The organism is Chryseobacterium sp. NFX27, from assembly GCF_049887855.1.
Classification (GTDB): domain Bacteria; phylum Bacteroidota; class Bacteroidia; order Flavobacteriales; family Weeksellaceae; genus Chryseobacterium.
Genome location: NZ_JAGEKK010000013.1, coordinates 64,226 through 85,846, shown reverse-complemented (window position 1 = coordinate 85,846; position 21,621 = coordinate 64,226). Strand labels below are relative to the sequence as shown.

General features: G+C 38.4%; 18 protein-coding genes and 1 tRNA gene. 4 read left to right on the top strand and 15 right to left on the bottom strand.

Annotated features, from left to right (window positions below; genetic code table 11):
• Positions 1 to 530 precede the first annotated feature (530 nt).
• A complete protein-coding gene (locus J4Q03_RS14955) occupies positions 531 to 2,165 on the top strand; it encodes a hypothetical protein (protein ID WP_426048936.1) in 1,635 nt (544 codons plus the stop codon).
• A gap of 249 nt (positions 2,166 to 2,414) precedes the next feature.
• On the opposite strand, the gene J4Q03_RS14950 is transcribed toward J4Q03_RS14955, so the two are convergent.
• Positions 2,415 to 3,059, bottom strand: coding sequence for a hypothetical protein (locus tag J4Q03_RS14950; protein WP_426048935.1), 645 nt, complete (start codon positions 3,057 to 3,059; stop codon positions 2,415 to 2,417).
• Positions 3,060 to 3,227: 168 nt separating this feature from the next.
• On the opposite strand from J4Q03_RS14950, the gene J4Q03_RS14945 reads away from it, so the two are divergent.
• Positions 3,228 to 3,584, top strand: coding sequence for a hypothetical protein (locus J4Q03_RS14945; RefSeq protein WP_426048934.1), 357 nt, complete (start codon positions 3,228 to 3,230; stop codon positions 3,582 to 3,584).
• A 2-nt stretch (positions 3,585 to 3,586) separates the two neighbouring features.
• Positions 3,587 to 4,060 carry a hypothetical protein gene (locus J4Q03_RS14940; protein WP_426048933.1) on the top strand — a complete coding sequence of 158 codons (474 nt, stop codon included), beginning with the start codon at positions 3,587 to 3,589 and terminating at the stop codon, positions 4,058 to 4,060.
• Positions 4,061 to 4,225: 165 nt separating this feature from the next.
• On the opposite strand, the gene J4Q03_RS14935 is transcribed toward J4Q03_RS14940, so the two are convergent.
• The 11 genes from J4Q03_RS14935 to J4Q03_RS14885 all read right to left on the bottom strand — a co-directional run bounded on the left by J4Q03_RS14935 (position 4,226) and on the right by J4Q03_RS14885 (position 16,104).
• A tRNA-Ala gene (locus J4Q03_RS14935) sits at positions 4,226 to 4,299 on the bottom strand.
• Positions 4,300 to 4,469: 170 nt separating this feature from the next.
• On the bottom strand, positions 4,470 to 4,949 hold the full coding sequence (locus tag J4Q03_RS14930) for a MarR family winged helix-turn-helix transcriptional regulator (RefSeq protein WP_426048932.1): 480 nt from the start codon (positions 4,947 to 4,949) through the stop codon (positions 4,470 to 4,472).
• Positions 4,946 to 5,443, bottom strand: a complete 498-nt coding sequence (locus tag J4Q03_RS14925) for a GNAT family N-acetyltransferase (protein WP_426048931.1) — start codon at positions 5,441 to 5,443, stop codon at positions 4,946 to 4,948. The genes J4Q03_RS14930 and J4Q03_RS14925 overlap by 4 nt, the downstream gene beginning before the upstream one ends.
• Before the next feature lie 158 nt (positions 5,444 to 5,601).
• Positions 5,602 to 7,017: an efflux transporter outer membrane subunit gene (locus tag J4Q03_RS14920; protein ID WP_426048930.1), complete on the bottom strand. Its 1,416-nt coding sequence runs from the start codon at positions 7,015 to 7,017 to the stop codon at positions 5,602 to 5,604.
• A gap of 90 nt (positions 7,018 to 7,107) precedes the next feature.
• Positions 7,108 to 10,254 (bottom strand): efflux RND transporter permease subunit, encoded by a 3,147-nt coding sequence (locus J4Q03_RS14915; RefSeq protein ID WP_426048929.1) that lies wholly within the window; start codon positions 10,252 to 10,254, stop codon positions 7,108 to 7,110.
• A 3-nt stretch (positions 10,255 to 10,257) separates the two neighbouring features.
• Positions 10,258 to 11,442: an efflux RND transporter periplasmic adaptor subunit gene (locus tag J4Q03_RS14910; RefSeq protein ID WP_426048928.1), complete on the bottom strand. Its 1,185-nt coding sequence runs from the start codon at positions 11,440 to 11,442 to the stop codon at positions 10,258 to 10,260.
• A gap of 1 nt (position 11,443) precedes the next feature.
• A complete protein-coding gene (locus J4Q03_RS14905) occupies positions 11,444 to 11,899 on the bottom strand; it encodes a transcriptional regulator (RefSeq protein ID WP_116011749.1) in 456 nt (151 codons plus the stop codon).
• A gap of 116 nt (positions 11,900 to 12,015) precedes the next feature.
• On the bottom strand, positions 12,016 to 12,528 hold the full coding sequence (locus tag J4Q03_RS14900; RefSeq protein WP_426048927.1) for a GNAT family N-acetyltransferase: 513 nt from the start codon (positions 12,526 to 12,528) through the stop codon (positions 12,016 to 12,018).
• A 305-nt stretch (positions 12,529 to 12,833) separates the two neighbouring features.
• Positions 12,834 to 13,064, bottom strand: a complete 231-nt coding sequence (locus J4Q03_RS14895) for a DUF2007 domain-containing protein (RefSeq protein ID WP_426048926.1) — start codon at positions 13,062 to 13,064, stop codon at positions 12,834 to 12,836.
• Positions 13,065 to 13,126: 62 nt separating this feature from the next.
• The gene (gene lat / locus J4Q03_RS14890) at positions 13,127 to 14,452 is read right to left on the bottom strand and encodes an L-lysine 6-transaminase (RefSeq protein ID WP_426048925.1); all 1,326 of its coding nucleotides are present in this window, start codon (positions 14,450 to 14,452) and stop codon (positions 13,127 to 13,129) included.
• Positions 14,453 to 14,553: 101 nt separating this feature from the next.
• Positions 14,554 to 16,104, bottom strand: coding sequence for an aldehyde dehydrogenase family protein (locus J4Q03_RS14885; protein ID WP_426048924.1), 1,551 nt, complete (start codon positions 16,102 to 16,104; stop codon positions 14,554 to 14,556).
• A gap of 136 nt (positions 16,105 to 16,240) precedes the next feature.
• Here J4Q03_RS14885 and J4Q03_RS14880 point away from each other — a divergent pair, with 136 nt between their 5' ends.
• Positions 16,241 to 16,393, top strand: a complete 153-nt coding sequence (locus J4Q03_RS14880; RefSeq protein WP_040995320.1) for a histidine kinase — start codon at positions 16,241 to 16,243, stop codon at positions 16,391 to 16,393.
• Positions 16,394 to 16,490: 97 nt separating this feature from the next.
• Here J4Q03_RS14880 and J4Q03_RS14875 read toward each other — a convergent pair whose 3' ends face one another.
• The 3 genes from J4Q03_RS14875 to ccsB all read right to left on the bottom strand — a co-directional run bounded on the left by J4Q03_RS14875 (position 16,491) and on the right by ccsB (position 21,318).
• Positions 16,491 to 16,685, bottom strand: a complete 195-nt coding sequence (locus J4Q03_RS14875; RefSeq protein WP_426048923.1) for an Arc family DNA binding domain-containing protein — start codon at positions 16,683 to 16,685, stop codon at positions 16,491 to 16,493.
• Between the two features lie 139 nt (positions 16,686 to 16,824).
• The gene (locus J4Q03_RS14870) at positions 16,825 to 17,691 is read right to left on the bottom strand and encodes an SPFH domain-containing protein (RefSeq protein WP_426048922.1); all 867 of its coding nucleotides are present in this window, start codon (positions 17,689 to 17,691) and stop codon (positions 16,825 to 16,827) included.
• A 357-nt stretch (positions 17,692 to 18,048) separates the two neighbouring features.
• Entirely contained in the window at positions 18,049 to 21,318 is a 3,270-nt protein-coding gene (gene ccsB, locus J4Q03_RS14865) for a c-type cytochrome biogenesis protein CcsB (protein WP_426048921.1), read from the bottom strand.
• Positions 21,319 to 21,621: the final 303 nt, after the last annotated feature.

The following is a 21,621-nucleotide window of genomic DNA, read 5'->3' as shown; positions in this document are numbered from 1 at the left end:
AGAAGTTTATAGAGCAAATATCAAAATAATAATGCAAGGTCATCACCTCCGTTTTTACACTTGGACAAATATAACAGCAGTAACTGACCAGGCCATTTTATAAAAACTCTAATTATTTAGCGATACATTATAAAAAAGTTATTATTAGCAGACTTGTGTTCTGCTTTTTAGTTGATCCATAGAAGAAATAATTATTTATGAAAAAGCTCTTTATAAATCATTATTTACTATACTAATTGTAAAAAAGTACATGAAATTCGTAATAATATGCAAATGCTGTATGTATGTTGTACGTGCAATCATATCATAAACTGCAATAAGTATTACTTTTGTTGCCAGATTAAGCTTATCAAAAAAATAATTGTCTCAATACAAGTTTCCTTACTTTTTATCAACTAAACCAATATAATGAATAGCTAGCTGCTGGCCAAGAAATAAATCTCTTGTTCTTTGCACGCATAAATAATCTGTAATCCATATGAGTACTGAAAGAAGATATTAATTTAGTTTAAACTTAATTTATTTATAACATGAAAAAAAATTTATTACTAACAGGCTTGTTTATCACTTTTTCCTTAGCGGTAAAATCACAAGTGGGGATTAACACAAGCAATCCCCAGGGGATATTTAATATTGATGGATTGAAAAACAATCCATCAACAGGAATTCCAACTGCAATCCAAGCCAAAGATGATTTGGTGACGACTTCCAACGGTAATGTGGGACTTGGTCTTACAGCTCCCGGTACTACATTGGATGTGAACGGAGCCATTACCAACCGTGAAACAGTATTGACTGTTGCAGGCAATGCAGTTTCCGTTCCAAGCAATGTAAGCCTGGTGCAGCTTACCGGAGCAGCTACTGCTGTAGTAGCAATTACGTCACCCGCCGCTCCTAATGCAGGCCAGCGCCTTATTGTCTATAATAATACCACAGGCGGATTTGGTGCTACACTGGACGGAGTGACCGTTCCTAATGGCAAAGCATTGGAGTTTATTTTCAGTAATTCATTCTGGAGGTCTACGGAAGGTGGTCTGTTGGGAGCCTCTTCGGTTAACATTTATAATACAAATGGTACTCTTACAGATAACAGAACGGTAACACAAGGGGCCAATACCCTGGCATTTACAGGGACACAGACCAATGCATTTTCTGTAGACGGAAATACCTTGTCAGTAGATGCAGCCAATGACCGTGTAGGAGTCGGTACAACCACCCCTACCAATAAACTGGTGGTGGCCGGTACTAATGCTCAGCCATCAGCATTAGGCATAGCAAATACCACTGCCACGTTTAGAGTTGACGGAAATACCAACCATGCTCTGGATTTCGGAACCTATGCTAATGCTCCTTTTGGATCCTATATTGCCAGTCAGAACAAAACAACTTCTATAAGTCTCCCATTAGTATTAAATCCGACAGGAGGAAATGTGGGAGTAGGCACCAATGCTCCTGATAATTCGGCTTTGCTTGATCTTAGTGCTACTAACAGAGGGTTTTTGATGCCCAGGGTATCATTAACATCAACGACAGATGGAGCTACCGTTCCCTCCCCTGCAAGTGGACTTATGGTTTACAATTCCAACACTGCATTATCTCCCTATGGAGATGGACTTTATTATAATTCAGGAACTTCAGTGGCACCACAGTGGAGTAAGCTAAGCCCACAGACAACTGACTATCAACTTTTAGGAGTTTTTACGAGTGTTGCAACTGCTCCGGTAGATCAGGCAGCGATAGCCAGTGGTGTTATTGTCAATAATATTAATCTAGGATTGTCTGTACCTATTACAATTCCGGCTAATTCTACTGCAAAAATTGCTGTAGATTACAGTGTTCCCGTGGGAACTGTTGGTTCTGCAGGAACAGAATTAGGTTATTATGGAATACGGTTTCTTAAGAATGGGACAGAAGCTCCCGAAGGTTCAAGAAAGTATTCTATCCCTGTTGGAGATAATGGTTCACAAATGGCTTCCATCTCCGGCAAGTTTTCGGAAACCCTAACAAACTCTTCTTCATCTCCTGTTACCATAACTTATACTTTAAATGGGTATATAGAATCTTCTAATCTACCTACAAGGTTTAACATGTGGGCGACCTCCGGAAATAATTTCAACTGGGGTAAAGGTTCAATGGGAGTTACTGTTTTTACTAAAGATAACTAATAGTCCGGAAAGAAGAACAAAGAGTCTCGATAATAATTGTCGTTGTAGAAATGGAGGCAGTAACACCTGAGGTTTCAGAGCTATAAAATGCAGCTTCATTTCAAGGATACGGGCGTATTCTGTGTATTCTGCTGTTGTCATTACAGACTACAATTTAACAATATTTCCCTTTTACAAAATAAAAAGCTCCTTAATTAGACTGCCCCCAAAAAGTTAGACACTTTTTAGGGGCATTTTTATTTTTAAAAATTATAATACTTTTACTGTCATTTTAATAAATCTCACACTTGGAATGCACAGTAGACCGTCGGTGTAAAGGTGAACTGCCACTATTTGCTTACCTTGGGAAGTTAGCTGGTCTATATAAGTTTTAAAACCGTGATAAACTGTATTTGCTGCATCATCCGTCATAGGAACATTATAAGGAAACATGTGTCCATATACTTGCGCATTATCTCCGTCTTGTCCTATTGTATAATCTTGCATGTAGCTAAAATTTGCATTTGAGCTTAGAAAATCATTCATTGTATTAGATCCAATATAAACCTCAGTTAAACTGGTGGAGTGTCCGCCATAGCCCCAAATGTGTTTTGCAACAAACTCTGAAAGCCTAATTTGATTTCTTCCATACAATGCAGCCATATCCTGATAAAGCACTTCATAAGAACTTACGTAAGGATAATTAGGATTTACATTAATGGGATTTTGGTAATTTGAAGATCCGCATTTTAATAAGATGTTTTCACCTCCAAAAACACTGGCTTTAGTGGATTTAGCCATCTTTGAAGTCATTTCTTTTGAGTCTGATTCTGGAGTTACCGCGGTTTCTAATTCCTCATTGGTTGTACACGAAAGCAACAGCACACTGCTTGCAATCAGTAATAGTTTTTTCATAGTAGATAATTAGTTTTATATCACCAAATATAGATAAATAAAATTAATTACAACCACTTTTGGTACAATATTAATTTATAAAATATTAAAAATAAAGTTAATGTAAAATGTTTATAATTAAATTATACACATTATATTTACCTTATTAATACCAAATTATATATTTTTATGAAAAAATTAATTTTTACATTAGCTTGTGCAACTACACTGGTTTTTACTAGTTGCTCAGAAGATTCTCATCAAGAAAAAGAAACTCAAGACCGGAATCAGGTGGTAGCAGCGAACAAGTCTGTTAACAAAACTCAGCAAGAAATCGAAAACCTTCTCAAACATTTTACAACAAAGGATTATCATTCCTCTGTGTCCGGTTTAACTAAGGAGGAAGTGCAAAAAGATATGGCAATGAAATTACTGCCAAAATGCAAACAGCTTCTTATGGAAAATGGATATACGGAAGAGGATATCAATAAATTTGACAACGACTATAAAACTATTATACTTACAGCATTTAACTTAAAAAAATAATTATGAAAAAGCTCTTTTTATCAGTTGCGCTTGTATTGGGCGCAGTTAATTTTGTAATGGCAGTCCCAACCTTTTATTATAATTTTGGAAGTTACGATGTAGAAGGTTTATTTGTTTATTATTCAAGTCCAGCTAATGGAATGGGTTGTTACGATGGAGACATGATTCCGTTGAAACTGACAAGTTCAAATGTTCTTACAAATATGAATACTGGCGTTGTAGTTCCAGCTAACCAACTTACACACGCATATGTATGCGGTTCATCTCCAACGCCGGTATGTAGTACTACAACGGATGTAGTATTTAGAGGCATGAGATTTTATACTACAATAAGTAATTTTGCTGGCATGGCAGGAACAAGCTGTACCTATTTTACTCAGGTTCCGACACCTAACGGATGGAAAATAACAATGCCAGGTTTAGAAAGTCTGACATTTATAGATCTAGGGTTCATGGCACAATATATCTACCAATAAGAAAAAGAGAGTATGATCTCTCTTTTTTATTTATCCTGAAAAAACTCAAATTTGACTTCCATGTCTCATAGGAATTGAGGACATGAATCCAAATTTACTGTCATTTACTATTTATAACAGGCATTATGTGTAATCTATTGATATAATGTCTGTTATAAATTTTTGTGGAGAATACGGGGATCGAACCCGTCACCTTTAGACTGCCAGTCTAACGCTCTAGCCAGATGAGCTAATTCCCCCTACTTTCTTAAAGCGGTACAAAAGTAAGTAATTAAACTACAAATCCAAATATTTTTCCACTTTTTTTGTTAGAATTCATGCTAAATTTTCCCTCTGCCCATCAATACTTAAAGCGATTCAGTCACAAAAAATGAATATAATATTAACAAATTACTGATATTCAAATGATTCAGTCTCCTTTCTTCATCTGCATAGCACGCTGGTAAAAAGACTGCATAGCAATTTTTTCTTCCGCTTCATTAATAGCTGCCAAAAGATGATTTTTATTGTCTGCAATTTCTCCCAGCACTTTTGAGATCAATTCCCAAACCGGCTTCATCTTTTCAATGAGTTCAAGACCTTTCGGAGAAAGTATGATCAGTCTTCTCCGCTCATCCTGTTTATCTTTTTTAGATTGAATAAGTTTCTGTTTTTCCAGTTCTTTTAACAAGCTTATGGTTGAAGGATGCGTATACCCTATTTCGTTAGCAATTTCTACTACACTGAGCATTTTTTTATGGTGTAAAGTAAAGATCACGGGAAACCATTTAGGCTCAAAATCAATGCCGAAAGATTGATAGATCATGGCGCCATCCTTTCTGAGCTGTTCACTCAGACGCTGCAGCCTCGTTGAAATAGCCAGAATCCCCGATTCATCTATTATATTCATACAGTCTTATTTACATTTAAATAATAAAAAACATTATCAGCACTCATCAATGGAAAGCGGGTTGGTAGATTCTCTTTTTTAACCTGTAAAAAATGATTTCTTTCATAAAACCGTATTGCCGCTTTCAGTATTGAAACTGTTCCCAAATATATTGTTTCTATTCCATTGTCGCGACAGAAAGAAATCAAAACTTCCAGAAGTTCCTGGGCAATATTCAGTTCTTTTCCTCTGAATTCTTTTTTTACAAACATCTTTCTCACCGCTGCTTCCCTATCATCAAATTTAACCAATGCTATGGAGCCCACCAGTTCACCTTCTATAAAAGCTCCCCAGAAATTCCCGCCGGATTCCATATAAAAATTCTCAATACTTTTAAGATCCGGCTGATCTTCTATCGTGATAGGTACGTTAAATTCTTTCTGCTGAATAGTAAGGATCAGGTCTATAAGCTGATCAGAATAGCTATTATCTAATGGCTGGATATGTAATTTCATGCATCTTTTTATTTATAAACAAAACTACGTAGTTTACTACATATATACAACTGGATTTATTATTTTGTGCTATTTTTAACATTATTATCCAGTTGGTTTTCAATAAAAAAACGTACACCATCCGATGTACGTTTGTATTATTTATAAAAATAAGATTCTTATTTCCAGCCACCACCAAGAGCCTGGTAAAGCTCGACAGCCGCTTTCATCTTACTGTATTCCGCATTGGAAATATTAAGTTCTGCATTCAGTGAATTGACACTGGCGTTCAGTACCTCAAGATAGTTGGCCATCCCATAGTTCACAAGCTCCTGAGAGTATTCTACGGATTTTTTATAGGCATCCAGCTCTTTTTGCTTTAATTCAATAAAAGAATCCTGTACTGAAAATACCCGGATGGCATCTGATACCTCTTTTCCGGCTGTAAGAACCGTTTTTCTGAAGTTCAGATAAGCGGTTTCCCGGTTTGCCAGGCTTACATCATAATTTGTCTGGATCTGTCTTTTATTTAAAATCGGCTGTGCAAGACCGGCTACCACATTGGCAAACAATGAATTTACACTGAATAAATGATCAAGGTCTACCGACTGCAGTCCACCACTTCCTGTAAGCTTCAAAGTAGGATAAAACTGAGCTTTTGCTGAATTGGTCAGTTCAAAGGCATTCATAAGATTATATTCCGCTCTCATAACGTCCGGACGGTTAGCTAATAACTGTGCCGGATATCCTAATTTAAGATCAATCGGGAGCTTCTGGGTTTCCAGGGTAGATCTTGCAATAGAATGAGAAGACTCCCCCATCAGAAGGCTCATAGTGTTTTCAAGCAGCTGAGTCTGGGTTTCAATATCAATCAATAAAGATTTTGCATTAAAAACAAGAGCTTCACTCTGCTGTACAGCTACTTCTGTAACATTTCCTGAGATCTTTAATGCTTTGGTTGTTTCTAAATTCTTTTCTCTTACCGCAATTGTTTCATTGATGATTCTCTTTTGAGCATCAAATGTTAAAAGCTGATAATAAGCAGAAGCAATAGAGGCTACAAGATCACTTTTAACCGCTTTGTGGGCAGCAACCGTTCCCAAATAAGTAGCAAGCTGGGCTTTTTCCTGGGCTTTCAATTTTCCCCAAAGATCTGCTTCCCATCCTATACTTGCCGTAATGTCGAATTGGTTGACATAACGTCTGTCTCCGATGATCTGTCCAAACTGGGTATTGATAGACTGGGTCTGGAATGTATAGTTCGGGCCTACGGAAAGCGTCGGCTGGTAAGCTGCTTTGCTCTGTTTAAGGTACGCTTCTGCAGAACCAATGCTTTGCAGGGCAATCCTGATATCCAGGTTGTTTTCTAAAGCTTTGGAAATATGTCCCTGCAATACAGGATCCGTAAAAATTTCTTTCCATGAAACAGCTCCAATGCTGGCACTGTCTGAAGGCAGCATATCTGTTCGGAAAAGCTTTTCGTCGACAACATTTTTCGGTCTCTCATACTCTTTTCTGGCCATGCACGATGTAATGGCACCCAGTATGACAGCTGAAAAAGTTATTCCTTTTATGATGTTTAATAAACTCTTCATTATTTGAAATTAGAAGTTAGATATTAGTGGTTAGACGCTGGATATTAGAACTAATTTCTAATATCCAACCTCTACCTTCTCTAATTAATTTTATTCTGCTAAACTGATCTCTTCTTTTTTAAGCGGCTTCACTTTTTCTTGTAAAGTTTGGAAAATTACATACAAAACAGGGATTACAAAAAGCCCTAAAATTGTACCTATTAATAATCCGATTGCGGCACCCGTTGCAATAGATCTGTTACCTACCGCACCAATTCCACTCGCTAAAACCAATGGTAATAAACCGAAAATAAAAGCAAATGAAGTCATCAGAATTGGTCTTACCCTTGCTTTAGCCGCATTGATGGCAGACATGACAATGGTTTCACCATGATGCCTTCTCTGGACCGCAAATTCGACGATAAGGATTGCGTTCTTCGCTAATAGTCCCACGAGCATGATTAAGGCGATCTGGAAGTAAATATTATTCTCCAAGCCCATGATCTTCTGCCCGAAATAAGCTCCCATTACCCCAAGAGGAAGGGAAATTACGACGATGAGCGGAAGAATATAACTTTCATACTGAGCAGAAAGAATAAAGTAAACAAAGACTAAGCTTAATCCGAAAATCAGAAGAGTCTGAGATCCTGAGTTTAATTCTTCTCTGGTCAATCCGGTAAACTCAACTGCATAGTTTTGGTTTAATGTTTCTCCCGCTACCTGCTGTACAGCGGTAATGGCGTCTCCTGAACTGTATCCTGCAGAGTTGGCTCCTGTCACCTTCACTGAAGTAAACAGGTTGTAACGGCTTACAGACTGAGGTCCGTATGCTTTCTTCAAAGTGACGAACTGGGAGATCGGAGACATGACTCCTGAACCTGTTCTTATATAAAGCTCATTCAGGTTTTCGATGTTTTTCCTGTTTTCAGGAAGTGCCTGAACCATTACCCTGAACTGTTTTCCATACTTTGTAAAGTCGGCGGTATAAACACCTCCGATATATCCCTGCATGGTAGCCAGGATATCACTTACGGAAACTCCAAGCTGTTTGGTCAGAGGAACATTGATCTCCATCTGATACTGAGGATATTTTGTATTGAATGAAGTCTGGGCAAATTCAATTTCCGGTCTTTCCATCAGTTTTCCGATGAATTCATTTGTTTTATTATCCAGATCTGCATATTCACCTCCGGATTTATCAAGCAGTACCATTTCAAAACCGGCGCTGCTGCCGAATCCGGGTACACTTGGCGGCTGGAAGAATACAACTTTGGCATCGGGAACGGATCCTACAATTCCAAATAATTTTTTAGTAATATCTTCTGAAGTCTGTCCGTCTTTTTTCCTTTCATCAAATGGTTTCAGTTTAATGAAAGCAAGTCCGTTGTTACTTCCGTTTCCGGAAAGGAATCCTCTACCGGTGGAAATTGTCACATTCTGTACACCCGGAACTTTCATTGCATTGGCCTGAAGGGTCTTCAGAGCATTGTATGTTCTTTCCATAGAAGCTCCCGGAGGAAGCTGAACATCTGTAAAGATAATTCCTCTGTCTTCTGTAGGTACAAAACCTTTTTTCATAGTACTGCTCGCCCAGAATAAAATACCTCCGGTAACAGCAAAAATAACCAGGGTTACCCATTTATGTCTCAACAGGAATACAAATCCTCTTCCGTAACGCTCAGTGGCTGTTTTGAAAGCAATATTGAATTTATAGAAGAACTTCTGAAGGAAATTAAGGTTGCTATATTCTTTATGATGTTCTGAGTGAGGTTTTAAAAATAGTGAACATAAAACCGGACTCAGAGTCAAGGCGTTGATCGCAGAAATAATGATCGCTATAATAAGAGTAATCCCAAACTGCTGGTAGAAAACTCCTGTAGGACCTGTAATAAAAGTTACCGGAATAAATACTGCTGCCATTACCAAAGTAATAGAAATAATAGCTCCTGTAATCTCATCCATTGCTTCTACGGTTGCTTTCTTGGCATCCGAAATACCATGTTCCATCTTCGCATGAACCGCCTCGACGACGACAATCGCATCATCCACCACAATACCAATGGCCAGTACCAATGCGAATAAAGTTAACAGGTTTAGTGAATATCCAAATAAATTCAGGAAGAAGAACGCTCCCACAATAGATACCGGAACCGCAATGGCCGGAATCAGGGTTGATCTGAAATCCTGAAGGAAAATATAGACAACGATAAATACAAGAATGAAGGCTTCGATCAGGGTATGTACTACTTTTTCAATAGAAGCTTCAAGGAATTCGTTCGTATCAAAGTTAAAGGTATACTTAACTCCTTGCGGAAAAGTACCTTCTGCCGATTTCAGATATTCTTTAATATTTTTAATGATCTCCTGGGCATTGGATCCCGGAGTCTGGAAAATCCCCATACTGATGGCAGGGTTGTTTCCATTTTCTCCGACACCTGAATAAGACTGACCTGCAAGCTCTACTTTAGCTACATCTTTCAGCATTAAGCTCTGTCCGTTTCCAAGAGATTTGATGATGATATTATCATATTGCTCCTTATCATTGAACTTACCGACATATTTGATGATATATTCAAAAGAGCTTCCGCTGTTCTGCCCAATGGAGCCTGCTGCGGCTTCTCTACTCTGCTCATTGATGGCATTGGTAACATCTGTAGGCGTCACACTGTAAGCTGCCATTTTAGCAGGATCCAGCCAGATTCTCATGGAGTAATTCTTACCGCCGAAAACGTTAGCATCCCCTACACCATTGATCCTTTTAAGGTTCGGGATAATATTGATATTCAGAAAGTTTTGAAGGTATACATCATCCAGATCCTTGTTTTCGGAATAGAAAGACATATACATCAGAGCACTGGTCTGCTGTTTCTGCGTTACCACCCCGGAACGGGTTACCTCGGAAGGTAAAAGCGGTGTAGCTCTTGCCACACGGTTCTGTACGTTTACGGCTGCAATATCCGGATCTATTCCTTGCTTAAAGAAAACCTGAATTTGGGCAGAACCATCGTTTCCGGCACTGGAAGTGATATAGTCCATCCCTTCCACTCCGTTGATCTGCTCTTCCAAAGGTACCACTACACTTTTCATTACTGTCTCCGCATTCGCTCCTGTATAGTTGGCAGAAACACTTACCGTGGGAGGCGCAATATCCGGGTACTGCGTAACCGGCAGCGAGATAAGTCCTAAAACACCGAGAATAACAATTAAAATTGAAATTACGGTGGATAAAACCGGCCTGTTAATAAAATTTTTAATCATTTTTTAGAATTTCGGTTTTACTGATTGAACAAGGCTATCCATTTTGACAGGTTTTTTCTTAATAGCTGTCCCCGGTTTTAATCCTCCAATACCTGCTGCAACAATGACTTCTCCTTTGTTCACACCAGATTTTATAAGGGCAAGATTGTCTATTCTGTCTATGATATTTACTACAACATTTTTAGCAGTGTCTTTATCTACTTTGTATACATAAACAATACCCTGCTGTTCGTAAGTTGCACTTTCCGGCACTACCAATACATTATCATAATGCTGTGGGAATCTGATCGTTCCACTGTTACCGTTACTTAATAATTTTTGAGCATTGGTAAAGGCTACCCTGAACTGGATGGTTCCGGTCGTTGGGTCTATCTGTCCGGTAATTGCTTCAATTCTTCCTTTTTCGGGATAAAGGCTTCCGTTGGCCAGCTGCAATTCTACCATCGGAAGATTTTTAATTTTTTCAGGCATCGATGCACCCGGAGATTTTTCAAGGAAATCAAAATATTCTTTTTCATTCATTGAGAAATAGGCGAAAATCCCAGAAGTATCGGAGATTGTCGTCAATGCGGTCTGGTCAGTAGGTCCTACCAAACTTCCCACTTTCAGTGGAAGCCTTCCGATCACTCCGGAAATAGGCGCACGGATAATAGAATACTCAATATTGGCTTCTACTCCTTTATAGCTGGCAACAGCCTGTCTTTTTGCAGCATGGGCCTGTTGCAGCTGGGCCTGAGCCTGGGCCAGATTGGCCTGAGCCGTCTGCAGCTGTACGCTACTGATAATATTTTTCTGAACAAGAGGCTTCAGTTTATTGACTTCTACCTGCGCTGCATTTACAGAGGCCTGTGCTGCAGCAATTGTGGATTCAGCGGCACCGATACCAGCTTTGGAAGCAGCGGCATTTTCGGTCAGGATATTGGTTTCAAGACGGAACAACGGCTGTCCTTTTGTTACATACTGTCCTTCGTCTACCAGCACCTGAGTAATATATCCCTGTATTTTTGCACGGACATCATTGTTGACCCTTCCCTGTATTGTAGCCGGAAAGGTCTGATAGCCCACTATATTTTTAGACTCCACAGAAACAACAGGATACGGTTTCGGTCCGTCCTGTTTTGGAGCTTCTTTTTTGCAGGCAGTCAGTGAAAGCGCTGCAACAGAAAGTATAACTAGCTTATTATTCATTTTAAAGTTTATTAAGAGATTCCTGAATATTTTCTATGTTCTTATTTAATAGTGCTTTATAGGCTTCTATTCGTTCGTTGTATTCATTGTCATGATTCTTTTTAAAGTTGTTTAGGTCATCCAGTAATTTGAGTTCGTCCTCCATTTTTTGAACAATTTTTTCAAATCGGATCTTCTTATACTCATCATTGATGAAAAAATACCGTTTTCGCTCATCCATTTTGTTGTGATCGATAATAAGCTGTGCATTCAGCAGTAATGAAATACTGGTAGAAACAGAGCTTTTACTCGCGGAAAGTACTTCCACAAATTCATCAAAGGTAATTCCCACTTTCTCATAATCGAAAAGCAGGTAAGCATAAATCTTTGAAGCTAAAGGCGGTAGATTGAAAACGGTGCCGTAAAATTTTACGGCATCTTGAAAAATTTTTTCATCAATTTCTATACTTTGGTGCATAATATAAAAATTTTGACAAAAGTAGAAATTAGTTCAGAACTAAACGAACAAACATGATAGAGTTTATAAATAGAGGGTCTTTTAAAAATTCAATGAAAGTTGATTTAACTTTTGCCTTAAATTATAATCTTCTCATAGGCCTTTCTCATTCCGCCGGCCAGAAGTACTTCACCGCAATACGAATAACCCTTACTTTCGAGGATCTTCAACATAGTCATATTGTCATAATTCGTATCTACTTTTATACTTTGAATTCCATGTGATTTTGTAAAGTCCTCAATGTGATCAAATAATTTTTTAACCATTCCCTGGCCTGCAAATTTTCCGTCAACGGCTACTCTATGTACAACAACGAATTCCCTGTCGCTCAGCCATGCTCCTTCTATGGTGCTGTAAGCCGGTTCGTCATTTAAGATCAGTGCCGCATATACGGCAATTTCTCCATCAACGGTAAGGACATATCCAAAGCCTTTTGCAATATCACTTTCTACGGTTCCCAGATTGGGATATCCATTCTGCCACTGAGTGCTCCCATCCTGTTTTCTTCTTTCAATGGATTGTTGGATGATTCCCCAAATTACATCTCTGTCATCAATTTCTGCTTTTCTAAGTTTGGTCTCTGAATTCATTGTTGGTTGTTTATTGAATTGAATGATTTTAAGTATATTAAAATTTAAATTTTAAGAGATTTGTTATGTTTTTTAGTTTTGGCTAAAGCCAATTGTAATTTTTAATTTTAAGACGGGCTAAAGCCCGCTGCTATTGAATTATTTTATTTTAATTGAGTCATAATCCGATATTTCTAATCTCTACTTCTTAAATTTTTAAATACTTAAATCTTTTAATAATTAATATTATTTGAATCAAAAAACCGAAAACTAATTAAAATTAATTTTCGGTTCGAAGTAGTAAAATTTAAAATTATGAAATTGTTTTATTGATTTTCATTTTGTTGAAGATAAGCATCAATCACTTCAAATGCATTCTTCTCATCTTCCAGTTTTACCATAACTTTTAATGATGTTGCCGTAGGCGTTGTCGTAAATGTAAGGTAACTGTTTTCGACGCTGTTTGTAATTTGTGCATCATCCAATTTAGACTTTATTAGTTGGATTTCTGAAGGTTTGTCACTTTCAAAAACCGATACTCTCGTACTTCTTTCCATATTCTATATCGTTTGAGTATCTAAATGTACAATGTTTTTTTTAAAATTACAAATCTTTGGTTTTAAATTTTATTAATATTATTTTCAATTTTATCAAGAGCTAATTGGATTTCCTCCTGAGTAACATTGAGATGTGGTCTGAAACGAAGTGAGTGATCTCCGCACTGAAGAATGATCAGTCCATCCTTGAAAAGCTCATTCATGAGGTGGTTTCTATCTTCCGCTGAAGGCAGATCTATAGCACACATCAGGCCTCTTCCTCTTGCATTTGAAATTTTCTCAGGATATTTCTGAGCCAGTTCTTTTAATTTTTCCAACAGATAATCACCTACAACTCTGGCATTTTCAACCAGGTTTTCTTTTTCGATGACTTCCATCACCAGCTGAAAACGAAGCATATCGATAAAGTTTCCTCCGAATGTAGAATTGATCCTTGAACTTTCTCTGAAAACATTATTAGGGATCTCATCAAACTTTTCTTTATTGGCTAAAACACCACAAACCTGGGCTTTTTTTCCGAAAGAAATAATATCCGGTTTTGCAGTAAAATGCTGGAATGCCCACATTTTTCCTGTAATGGCAATACCCGTCTGCACTTCGTCAAAAATCAGTAAGATTTCGTTCTGATCACAAAGTTTTCTCAATCCCATTAAGAACTCATCTCTGAAGTGATTGTCTCCACCTTCGGCCTGAATTGGCTCAATGATGATACACGCCACTTTATCAGGGTTCATCAGGATGGCTTCTTCGATCTGTAGAAGTGCCAGTCTTTCGTTTTTGATGGTTTCTTCTAAATTTTCTTCTGTGATTGGGAAAGATAACTTAGGATTTAAGATTCTTGGCCATTCAAACATCGGGAAATACTGATATTTTCTTGGGTCTGAAGTATTGGTTAAGCTTAAAGTATAGCCGCTTCTGCCGTGGAACGCCTGTCTGAAATGGATACAGATCCCGGCTTCCGTCTGAAGTCCTTTTTCAAAATTCTTACGGGTTTTCCAGTCGAAGCAAGCCTTCATTGCATTTTCCACTCCTAAAGCCCCTCCTTCAATAAAGAAAGCATACTGCAGTTCTTCAGGAATCACTACTCTTTCAAAAACTTCCAGAAAGTGTGCATATTCTTCTGAATAAACGTCTGCTAAAGTAGGTTTGTTAACAGCCATTTTCCCCAGCCATTCTGATCTTTCTACCAGATAAGGATGGTTATAGCCTATTGAAGCTGATGCAAACATAGAGAACATATCGAGATATTCTCTGTCTGTAAGTTTGTCATACAGCCATGATCCGTGGGATTTTTCTATATCCATCACAAAATCAAAACCGTCTGCCAAAACGTGTCTTCCTACGGTTTCTTTTACTTTATTTACTTTTATATCAATTGTTTGTTCCATAATTAAAATAGTTGTGTGATTTAATAATTGAATGATTAAAAGTCTTAAACATTCAGGTTATTAATTTTTAGTTTTTTGTTGAATTGACTTAAACCTAATTTTTACAGATCAAATTTAATCCCTTGTGCCAAAGGAAGTTGAGCTGTATAATTTATAGTGTTGGTTTGTCTCCTCATATAGTATTTCCAAACGTCTGAACCGGACTCTCTTCCGCCGCCTGTTTCTTTTTCACCACCGAAGGCACCCCCGATTTCTGCACCTGAAGTTCCGATGTTTACGTTGGCAATACCGCAGTCTGAACCTGCATGAGAAAGGAACAATTCTGCTTCTCTTAAATTCTGTGTCATGATAGCGGATGACAATCCCTGAGGAACATCATTCTGGATAGCAATGGCCTCCTCCAGTGTTTTGTATTTGATCAGATATAAAATCGGCGCGAAAGTCTCGTGCTGAACGATCTCGTAAGAATTTTTAACTTCTGCGATACATGGCTTCACATAGCATCCTGATTCGTATTCTTTTCCGCTTAAAACGCCTCCTTCAACAACAAATTTTCCGCCTTCTTTCTTACATTTTTTGATAGCCTCTTCATACTGATTCACGGCATCTACATCAATAAGCGGTCCTACATGGTTATTTTCGTCCAATGGATTTCCAATTTTTAACTGTCCGTACGCTTTTACCAATCTTGTCTTTACTTCGTTGTAAACGCTTTCATGAATGATCAGTCTTCTTGTAGACGTACATCGCTGTCCGGCTGTACCTACTGCTCCGAAAACAGCTCCGATGATAGACATGTCTATATCTGCATCTTTAGAGATGATGATCGCGTTGTTTCCACCCAATTCAAGGATAGACTTCCCGAATCTTTCTGCCACTTTGGAAGAAACCATTCTTCCCACTCTTGTAGAACCTGTGAAAGAAACCAGGGAAACCCTTTTATCATCAACCAGTTTCTGTCCGATCTCATGATCAGCAACCAGTACACTTGAAATACCTTCAGCAAGATTGTTCTCCTTTAATACTTCAGACATAATGTTCTGACATGCGATAGCACATAATGGGGTTTTTTCTGACGGCTTCCAGATGGTAACGTTTCCGCAGATCCATGCTAAAGCTGTGTTCCATGCCCAAACGGCAACCGGGAAGTTGAAAGCAGTAATAATTCCCACAATGCCAAGCGGATGATACTGCTCGTACATTCTGTGACCAGGCCTTTCTGAGTGCATGGTGTAGCCGTGAAGCTGTCTGGATACCCCTACTGCAAAATCACAGATATCGATCATCTCCTGAACTTCTCCAAGACCTTCCTGAAGAGATTTACCCATTTCATAAGAAACAAGTTTTCCAAGGTCATCTTTATATGTTCTTAATTTTTGACCTAACTGTCTAACGATCTCCCCTCTTTTAGGAGCAGGGATGGATCTAAATTCCTGAAACGCCTTCTGAGACGCCTCAATTACTTTGTCATAATCACTTTCTCCGGAAGTCTTAATTTTAGCGATTAGCCTGCCATCTACGGGAGAAAAACTTTCTATCGTTTTCCCCGAAGCAAAATATTTTCCGCCCACTGAAGTCCCCTTATTTTCTTCTTTAATACCAAGGTTTTTGAGTGTTTTTTCGATTCCGAAATCCTTTACTTTTTTAGACATAAAATGTTTACTTTTCGTTTCCTCTAAAGATAGAAATATTATGCGAACCTCAAAATTTTAATTTTTAACATGCTTTTTATTTGGACTAATTATAAACATGCTTATCTTTGTGATGTAATCTTTATGACATTCGGACATGGAAAATTCACAGGAAAATAACAACTCTAAGTTCAAGAAGTGGTTCAAGCGTGTAGGCTGGGCAGGATTTGCTTTTTTCACGATCAAAGGCTTGATTTGGCTCGTCATATTTTACTTTGGAGCGGACACGCTTCAGAGCTGTATAAAATAAAAAGCAGAGAATTTCTCTGCTTTTCTTTTTTAGTAAGGTTAACTGGATTGCTGTTATATCTTTATGGACTGTAAACAATCTTCATTCTTATTTTAACTTATTCTTCGTCTTTCTTTTTTCTTCCTGAATTGACCAGGCTTTGATGCAGCAGATACTCGATCTGCCCATTTACACTCCTGAATTCGTCATTCGCCCACTTCTCCACCAGCTTATAGGTAGCTTCATCGATTCTTATGACGAATGACTTTTTGCCTTTAGTTTCAGAGGATTTTGAAGTTTTTTCCGATTTCATTTTTTCTCTTTGCCTGTTTAATAATACTTTTTTAATAACGCAAAAGTCGCAAAGATTTCTTTTAAATAAACTTTATACCAGTTCGCAAAGGCGTTTTACTCAGCTAAGTTTGTTTGAAATCTAAGTATTCATTCTTTATTTAATTATAAAGAGTTCCTGCATTTAAGATGGGTTGGGCAGCTTTTTCACCGCAAAGCACCACCATTAAATTACTCACCATAGCCGCTTTTCTTTCATCATCAAGCTCTACGATATTTTCCTCTGAAAGTTTTTTCAGGGCCAGGTCTACCATTCCAACAGCACCTTCTACAATCTTGGTTCTTGCAGCTACGATAGCTGTTGCCTGCTGTCTCTGAAGCATGGCTCCTGCAATTTCTGAAGCATAAGCAAGGTGTGAGATCCTGGCTTCCTGAATCACAATTCCGGCTTTTGAAAGACGGTCCGTAAGCTCCTGTTCCAGAATAGAATTGATCTTATCACCCCCTTCTCTTAAAGTGATCGGTGCATGATCGTCTTCTAAATTATCATACGGAAAGCTCATCGCCAAATGACGTACTGCAGCTTCGCTCTGCATTCTTACAAAGTCCGAATAACGCTCCACATCAAAAGCCGCTTTATAGGTATCTCCTACTTTCCAAACCATTACCACTGCAATTTCGATTGGGTTACCCATTTTGTCGTTTACTTTAAGCGTCTGCCCCTGAAGGTTTTCGGAACGCAATGACATTTTCTGTGAAGAGTACAAAGGATTGATAAAAAATAATCCATTGTCCTTTACGGTTCCCACATACTTTCCGAAGAAATTCAGAACTCGGGAATGGTTCGGCTGAATGATCATCAGTCCTTTCAGGAAGAAACAGAACAGCAGAAAGCAAAGCATAGCAATAACCACAAAAGTGATACTCTGCTCAACTCCGGAAATAAAAAAATAAACTGCTCCGGCAAATAAAACCAGACAGAATACTAATGCCAGATAGCCCGACATGGGCTTTAATACTTTTTCCATGATTGTAATTTTAATTTGATATTAATTTGATATCATAAAGATATATATAAGTTTTGGATTTTGAATTATTAATGATGAGTTTTTTTCAATGCAGGTTTCAGGATACGGTAGTAGTAATTTGGATCCTGATAGCTTCTTAACTACCCCGTCTTTTTGCTTTGCAAAAATCCACCCCCTCATGGAAGGGGAATGTGGGTCCAGATAAATTGGTGATCCATAGACATTGCAGGCAGCATTCCCGATCTTACAACAGACTCATTATTCATAACTCAAAACTGAAAACCCGGCCCCGCATCCCGTAACAAAAAAATCCCGGAAAATAAATTCCAGGATTTCAGTTGTTATGTTGTAAACGTTTTATTTCTTCGTTAATGCTTTAAATCTGAAGTAAGAAACTGCTGATAAAAGGAGCATTGTTCCTAATCCGATATATACCCAGGCCGGAACCGGAACCGGATCTCCAGCTGCGTAGGAGTGAAGTCCGCTCAGGTAATAATTAACCCCGAAGTACGTCATGACCATAGAACAGAATGCAAACATGGTTGCCACGTGGAATGCCCATCTGCTTCTTAATCCCGGAACCAATCTCATGTGCAATACGAATGCGTATACCATGATGGAAATGAAAGCCCATGTTTCTTTCGGGTCCCAGCTCCAGTATCTTCCCCATGATTCGTTGGCCCAGATACCTCCTAAGAAATTTCCTACGGTTAAAGCAAAAAGACCGATCGTCAGTGACATTTCAGAAACGATAGTTAATTCTTTTAGGGTTGTATCGTGGTGAAGCTTGTGGGTATCCTTGTTGGCAATAATAAAGAATACCAAACAGATTACAGCAATAATCATCGACAGGGCAAAGAATCCGTAACTTGATGTAATAATGGCTACGTGAACAATCAGCCAGTAAGATTTCAGTACCGGAACAAGCGGTGTAATCTGCGGATCAAGCGCTGAACCTCCGTGCGCAAATCCCATCATAATAACCGCCACCATGAATCCTGCGGCAGGAATCAGAGCATTGGCGTTCCTGTAGAGAACAAGTCCTGCCGTAATACCGACCCAGGAAATAAAGATAATCGCTTCATATCCGTTACTCCAAGGCGCGTGTCCTGAAATATACCATCTTGCTACAAGGCCTAGGAAGTGGCATAAATACCCAACCAAACCTATAGCAATGATTACCTTGATTGTTTTATTTAAAATTTTATTTGACTTAAATAATTCTACAAATCCTAAGATCAATAACAGTCCGCCTATTATAGTATAGAAAATCAATAATTTGAAGTTGATATTCACTTTGTTCATGAAGACCTCAAGATCTACTTTAGATTTTGCAGGAACTACTGCCTTACCCCACTTCTGCTGATAATCTGAAAGTTTTGCCAGTTCAGCATCTGCCTTGCTCCAGTTCCCTGTTTTCTGAGCGTTAAGAGCTTCCGCAAAATAAGGCCCCATTACCTGCTGAGATTCCATATCCGGCTCGAATTTCTGATCCAGCCAAGAATGCCATGTATGGTTGGCATCATTTTTTACAGGAACGATTCTCATAAACTGACCGCTGAAAAATTCGTTGAAGATCTGCACTCTTTCGTTTACAGAAATTACTTCTTTATCATAATTGGTCTGTTCTGAAGGTTTTTTACGGAATGCCGTATTGTAATCATGTTCCAGGATATAGGTAAGATTACCGTTAGCATCTGCCGGGAAAAGGTTCATCAGTGAAGTGTATCCTTCATCATCGGCCTTTGTTTTATTTTTTAATTCGTCACCTCCTTTTGTTCCTACTTTGATCATAGGAACCATAGTCCAGCTTGGTGTATCTGTATTGATCGACAGGAACCATTGGTTAGCCGTAAGAGACTTTCCATCTGTTCCCTTGAATTCGTCTTTCTTATATAATTTCCTTAAAACATCCAGAGCCTCCGTGTTGATAGGAACAATTCTGCCTTCAAAATTCTGAACCAGAAGATATCCGAATTTGTCCGCATGTTCTTTGCTGATTCTGTTTCTTGCAATGATTTCATCCGGAGAGATAGATCTCATTTTGTTCATTGGTGTTGCCAGAGAGTTCTGTTTTGGAGCAGCGCCATCAAGCGGCTGGACAGACGGAGCCGGTGCATGGGTATGCCCATCACCTTCTACATGTACATGTTCCCTGCTTCCGTCAGTGGTCCCGTGTGTTTCAATTTTCTGTGCATTTAAGCCTAAACTTAATAGCACTAAAACGACTGCTGCTGTCTTCTTTTTGTTAACATCAGTCAGCATTTTATTGAGTTTCCAGAAGTGAGTTCCTTTCCAGAAGAAGATCACAAACATCCCTAAGAACAGAAGTCCGTATCCGATGTAAGAAATAATTGTTCCCCAGAAATCATGGTTTACAGAAAGTACTGTCCCCATTCTATCGGGATCAAAACTTGACTGGAAGAAACGGTAACCTTTATGGTTAAGAACGTGGTTCATGTAAATTTTATAAGGGGTTTCTTTTCCTTCATCAATAATCTTTACGTGGCTTTCGTAAGCACTTGGAGAGGTACTTCCCGGATAGGTTTCCATCACGAAGTCATCCAGTTTCAGTGCAAAAGGTGTATTGTATACTTTAGGTCCGAAACCTACCATAATATTCAGACCGTCCATTGTCACCTGCTTGTATGCATTCGGATTTCCTTTTTCCACGGAAAGGTCTACCATTTGTTTTGTTTTTGGCCCCTGAAGTTCTATTCTCATTACATCGGGTACCATGGCATCTTTCTTTTTATCCCCTTCAAAAGCCATCAGTCTTCCTTTTTTAAGACCTTCCGGAACAACCAGTTTCAATTCGTTGATGGTATATAAGCTTCTCAGGACCAAAGGCTGGAATTCATCTTTCTTGGTGCTTCCGGTAGCCTGTGTCGCCATGGTCATAAAGGCTGCATCAACAGGTGTTTTGATGAACAGTTTTCCATCTTCCTTTTTGAATTCCACAGCACCTTCAATTGCTCTGTTGAACGTTACCAAAGTTCCGTTGATGGATTTTGTCTCTCCCGGTTTGATGTAAATATTCTGTCTTCCGGTAGTTCCGGTAGATACCAGGTGAAGGTATTCTGCACCGTTGGGCTCAGCAATTAAACTGTCTTTTTTTCTCTGGATATAGTCTTTTGTAAACACCTTTATCTCCTTTCCGTGGAAATCATAGGTAGCCTTAAAGTCTTTATGCAGTGGAGACATCAGATAAGGAACATCCTGATAATTAAGAACATCTCCTTTCTCTTCGACCTGGATCTTAAAGAAATTCTTGTCAGTCACAATCTCATTGGAAGTTTCACCTTCTCTGATGTGCATGGTTCCTTCAAAACTGATGTATCTTGTAATAGCACCCCCTATAAAAATAAGGATAAAAGAAAGGTGAAATACCAGAACTGGCCATTTTTCTCTTCTCCAGAGACGATACCGTGCGATATTTCCTATGAAGTTGAGAATGAGCAGAAACATGATTAATTCAAACCATTTTGCTTCATAAATTAGAGCTTTAGCTGTAGGAGTTCCGTAGTCGTTTTCTAAGAACGTTGCATAAGCCATCGCAAATGCATACACCAGTAACAGCACAGCCATTGTTCTGGTTGAGATAAGAATATCTTGGAGCTTCTTCATGATTTATTTTACTTGACATGCAAAAATAAGGATGATAAACAACAAAGAGGCTAAAAAAAGCTGTTTTTTGTCATTTAAAAGCCTATTTAGGTTATTTTGAACCATTCTTAATAATGTAAAATTCATTAAAGAAAATTCAATTTTTAAGATCATGAAATTCAGGATATAATTTACCTATCCTTATGATTGAGATCTTCTATCCTTTAATTTAAATAAGCCTTGGTAAACAGTAATTTTTCCCTCAAGACCTTTTCTTTCTATTTTCTTAAGAACCGTGATATTAATAAGAAGCCAGTTTTACTG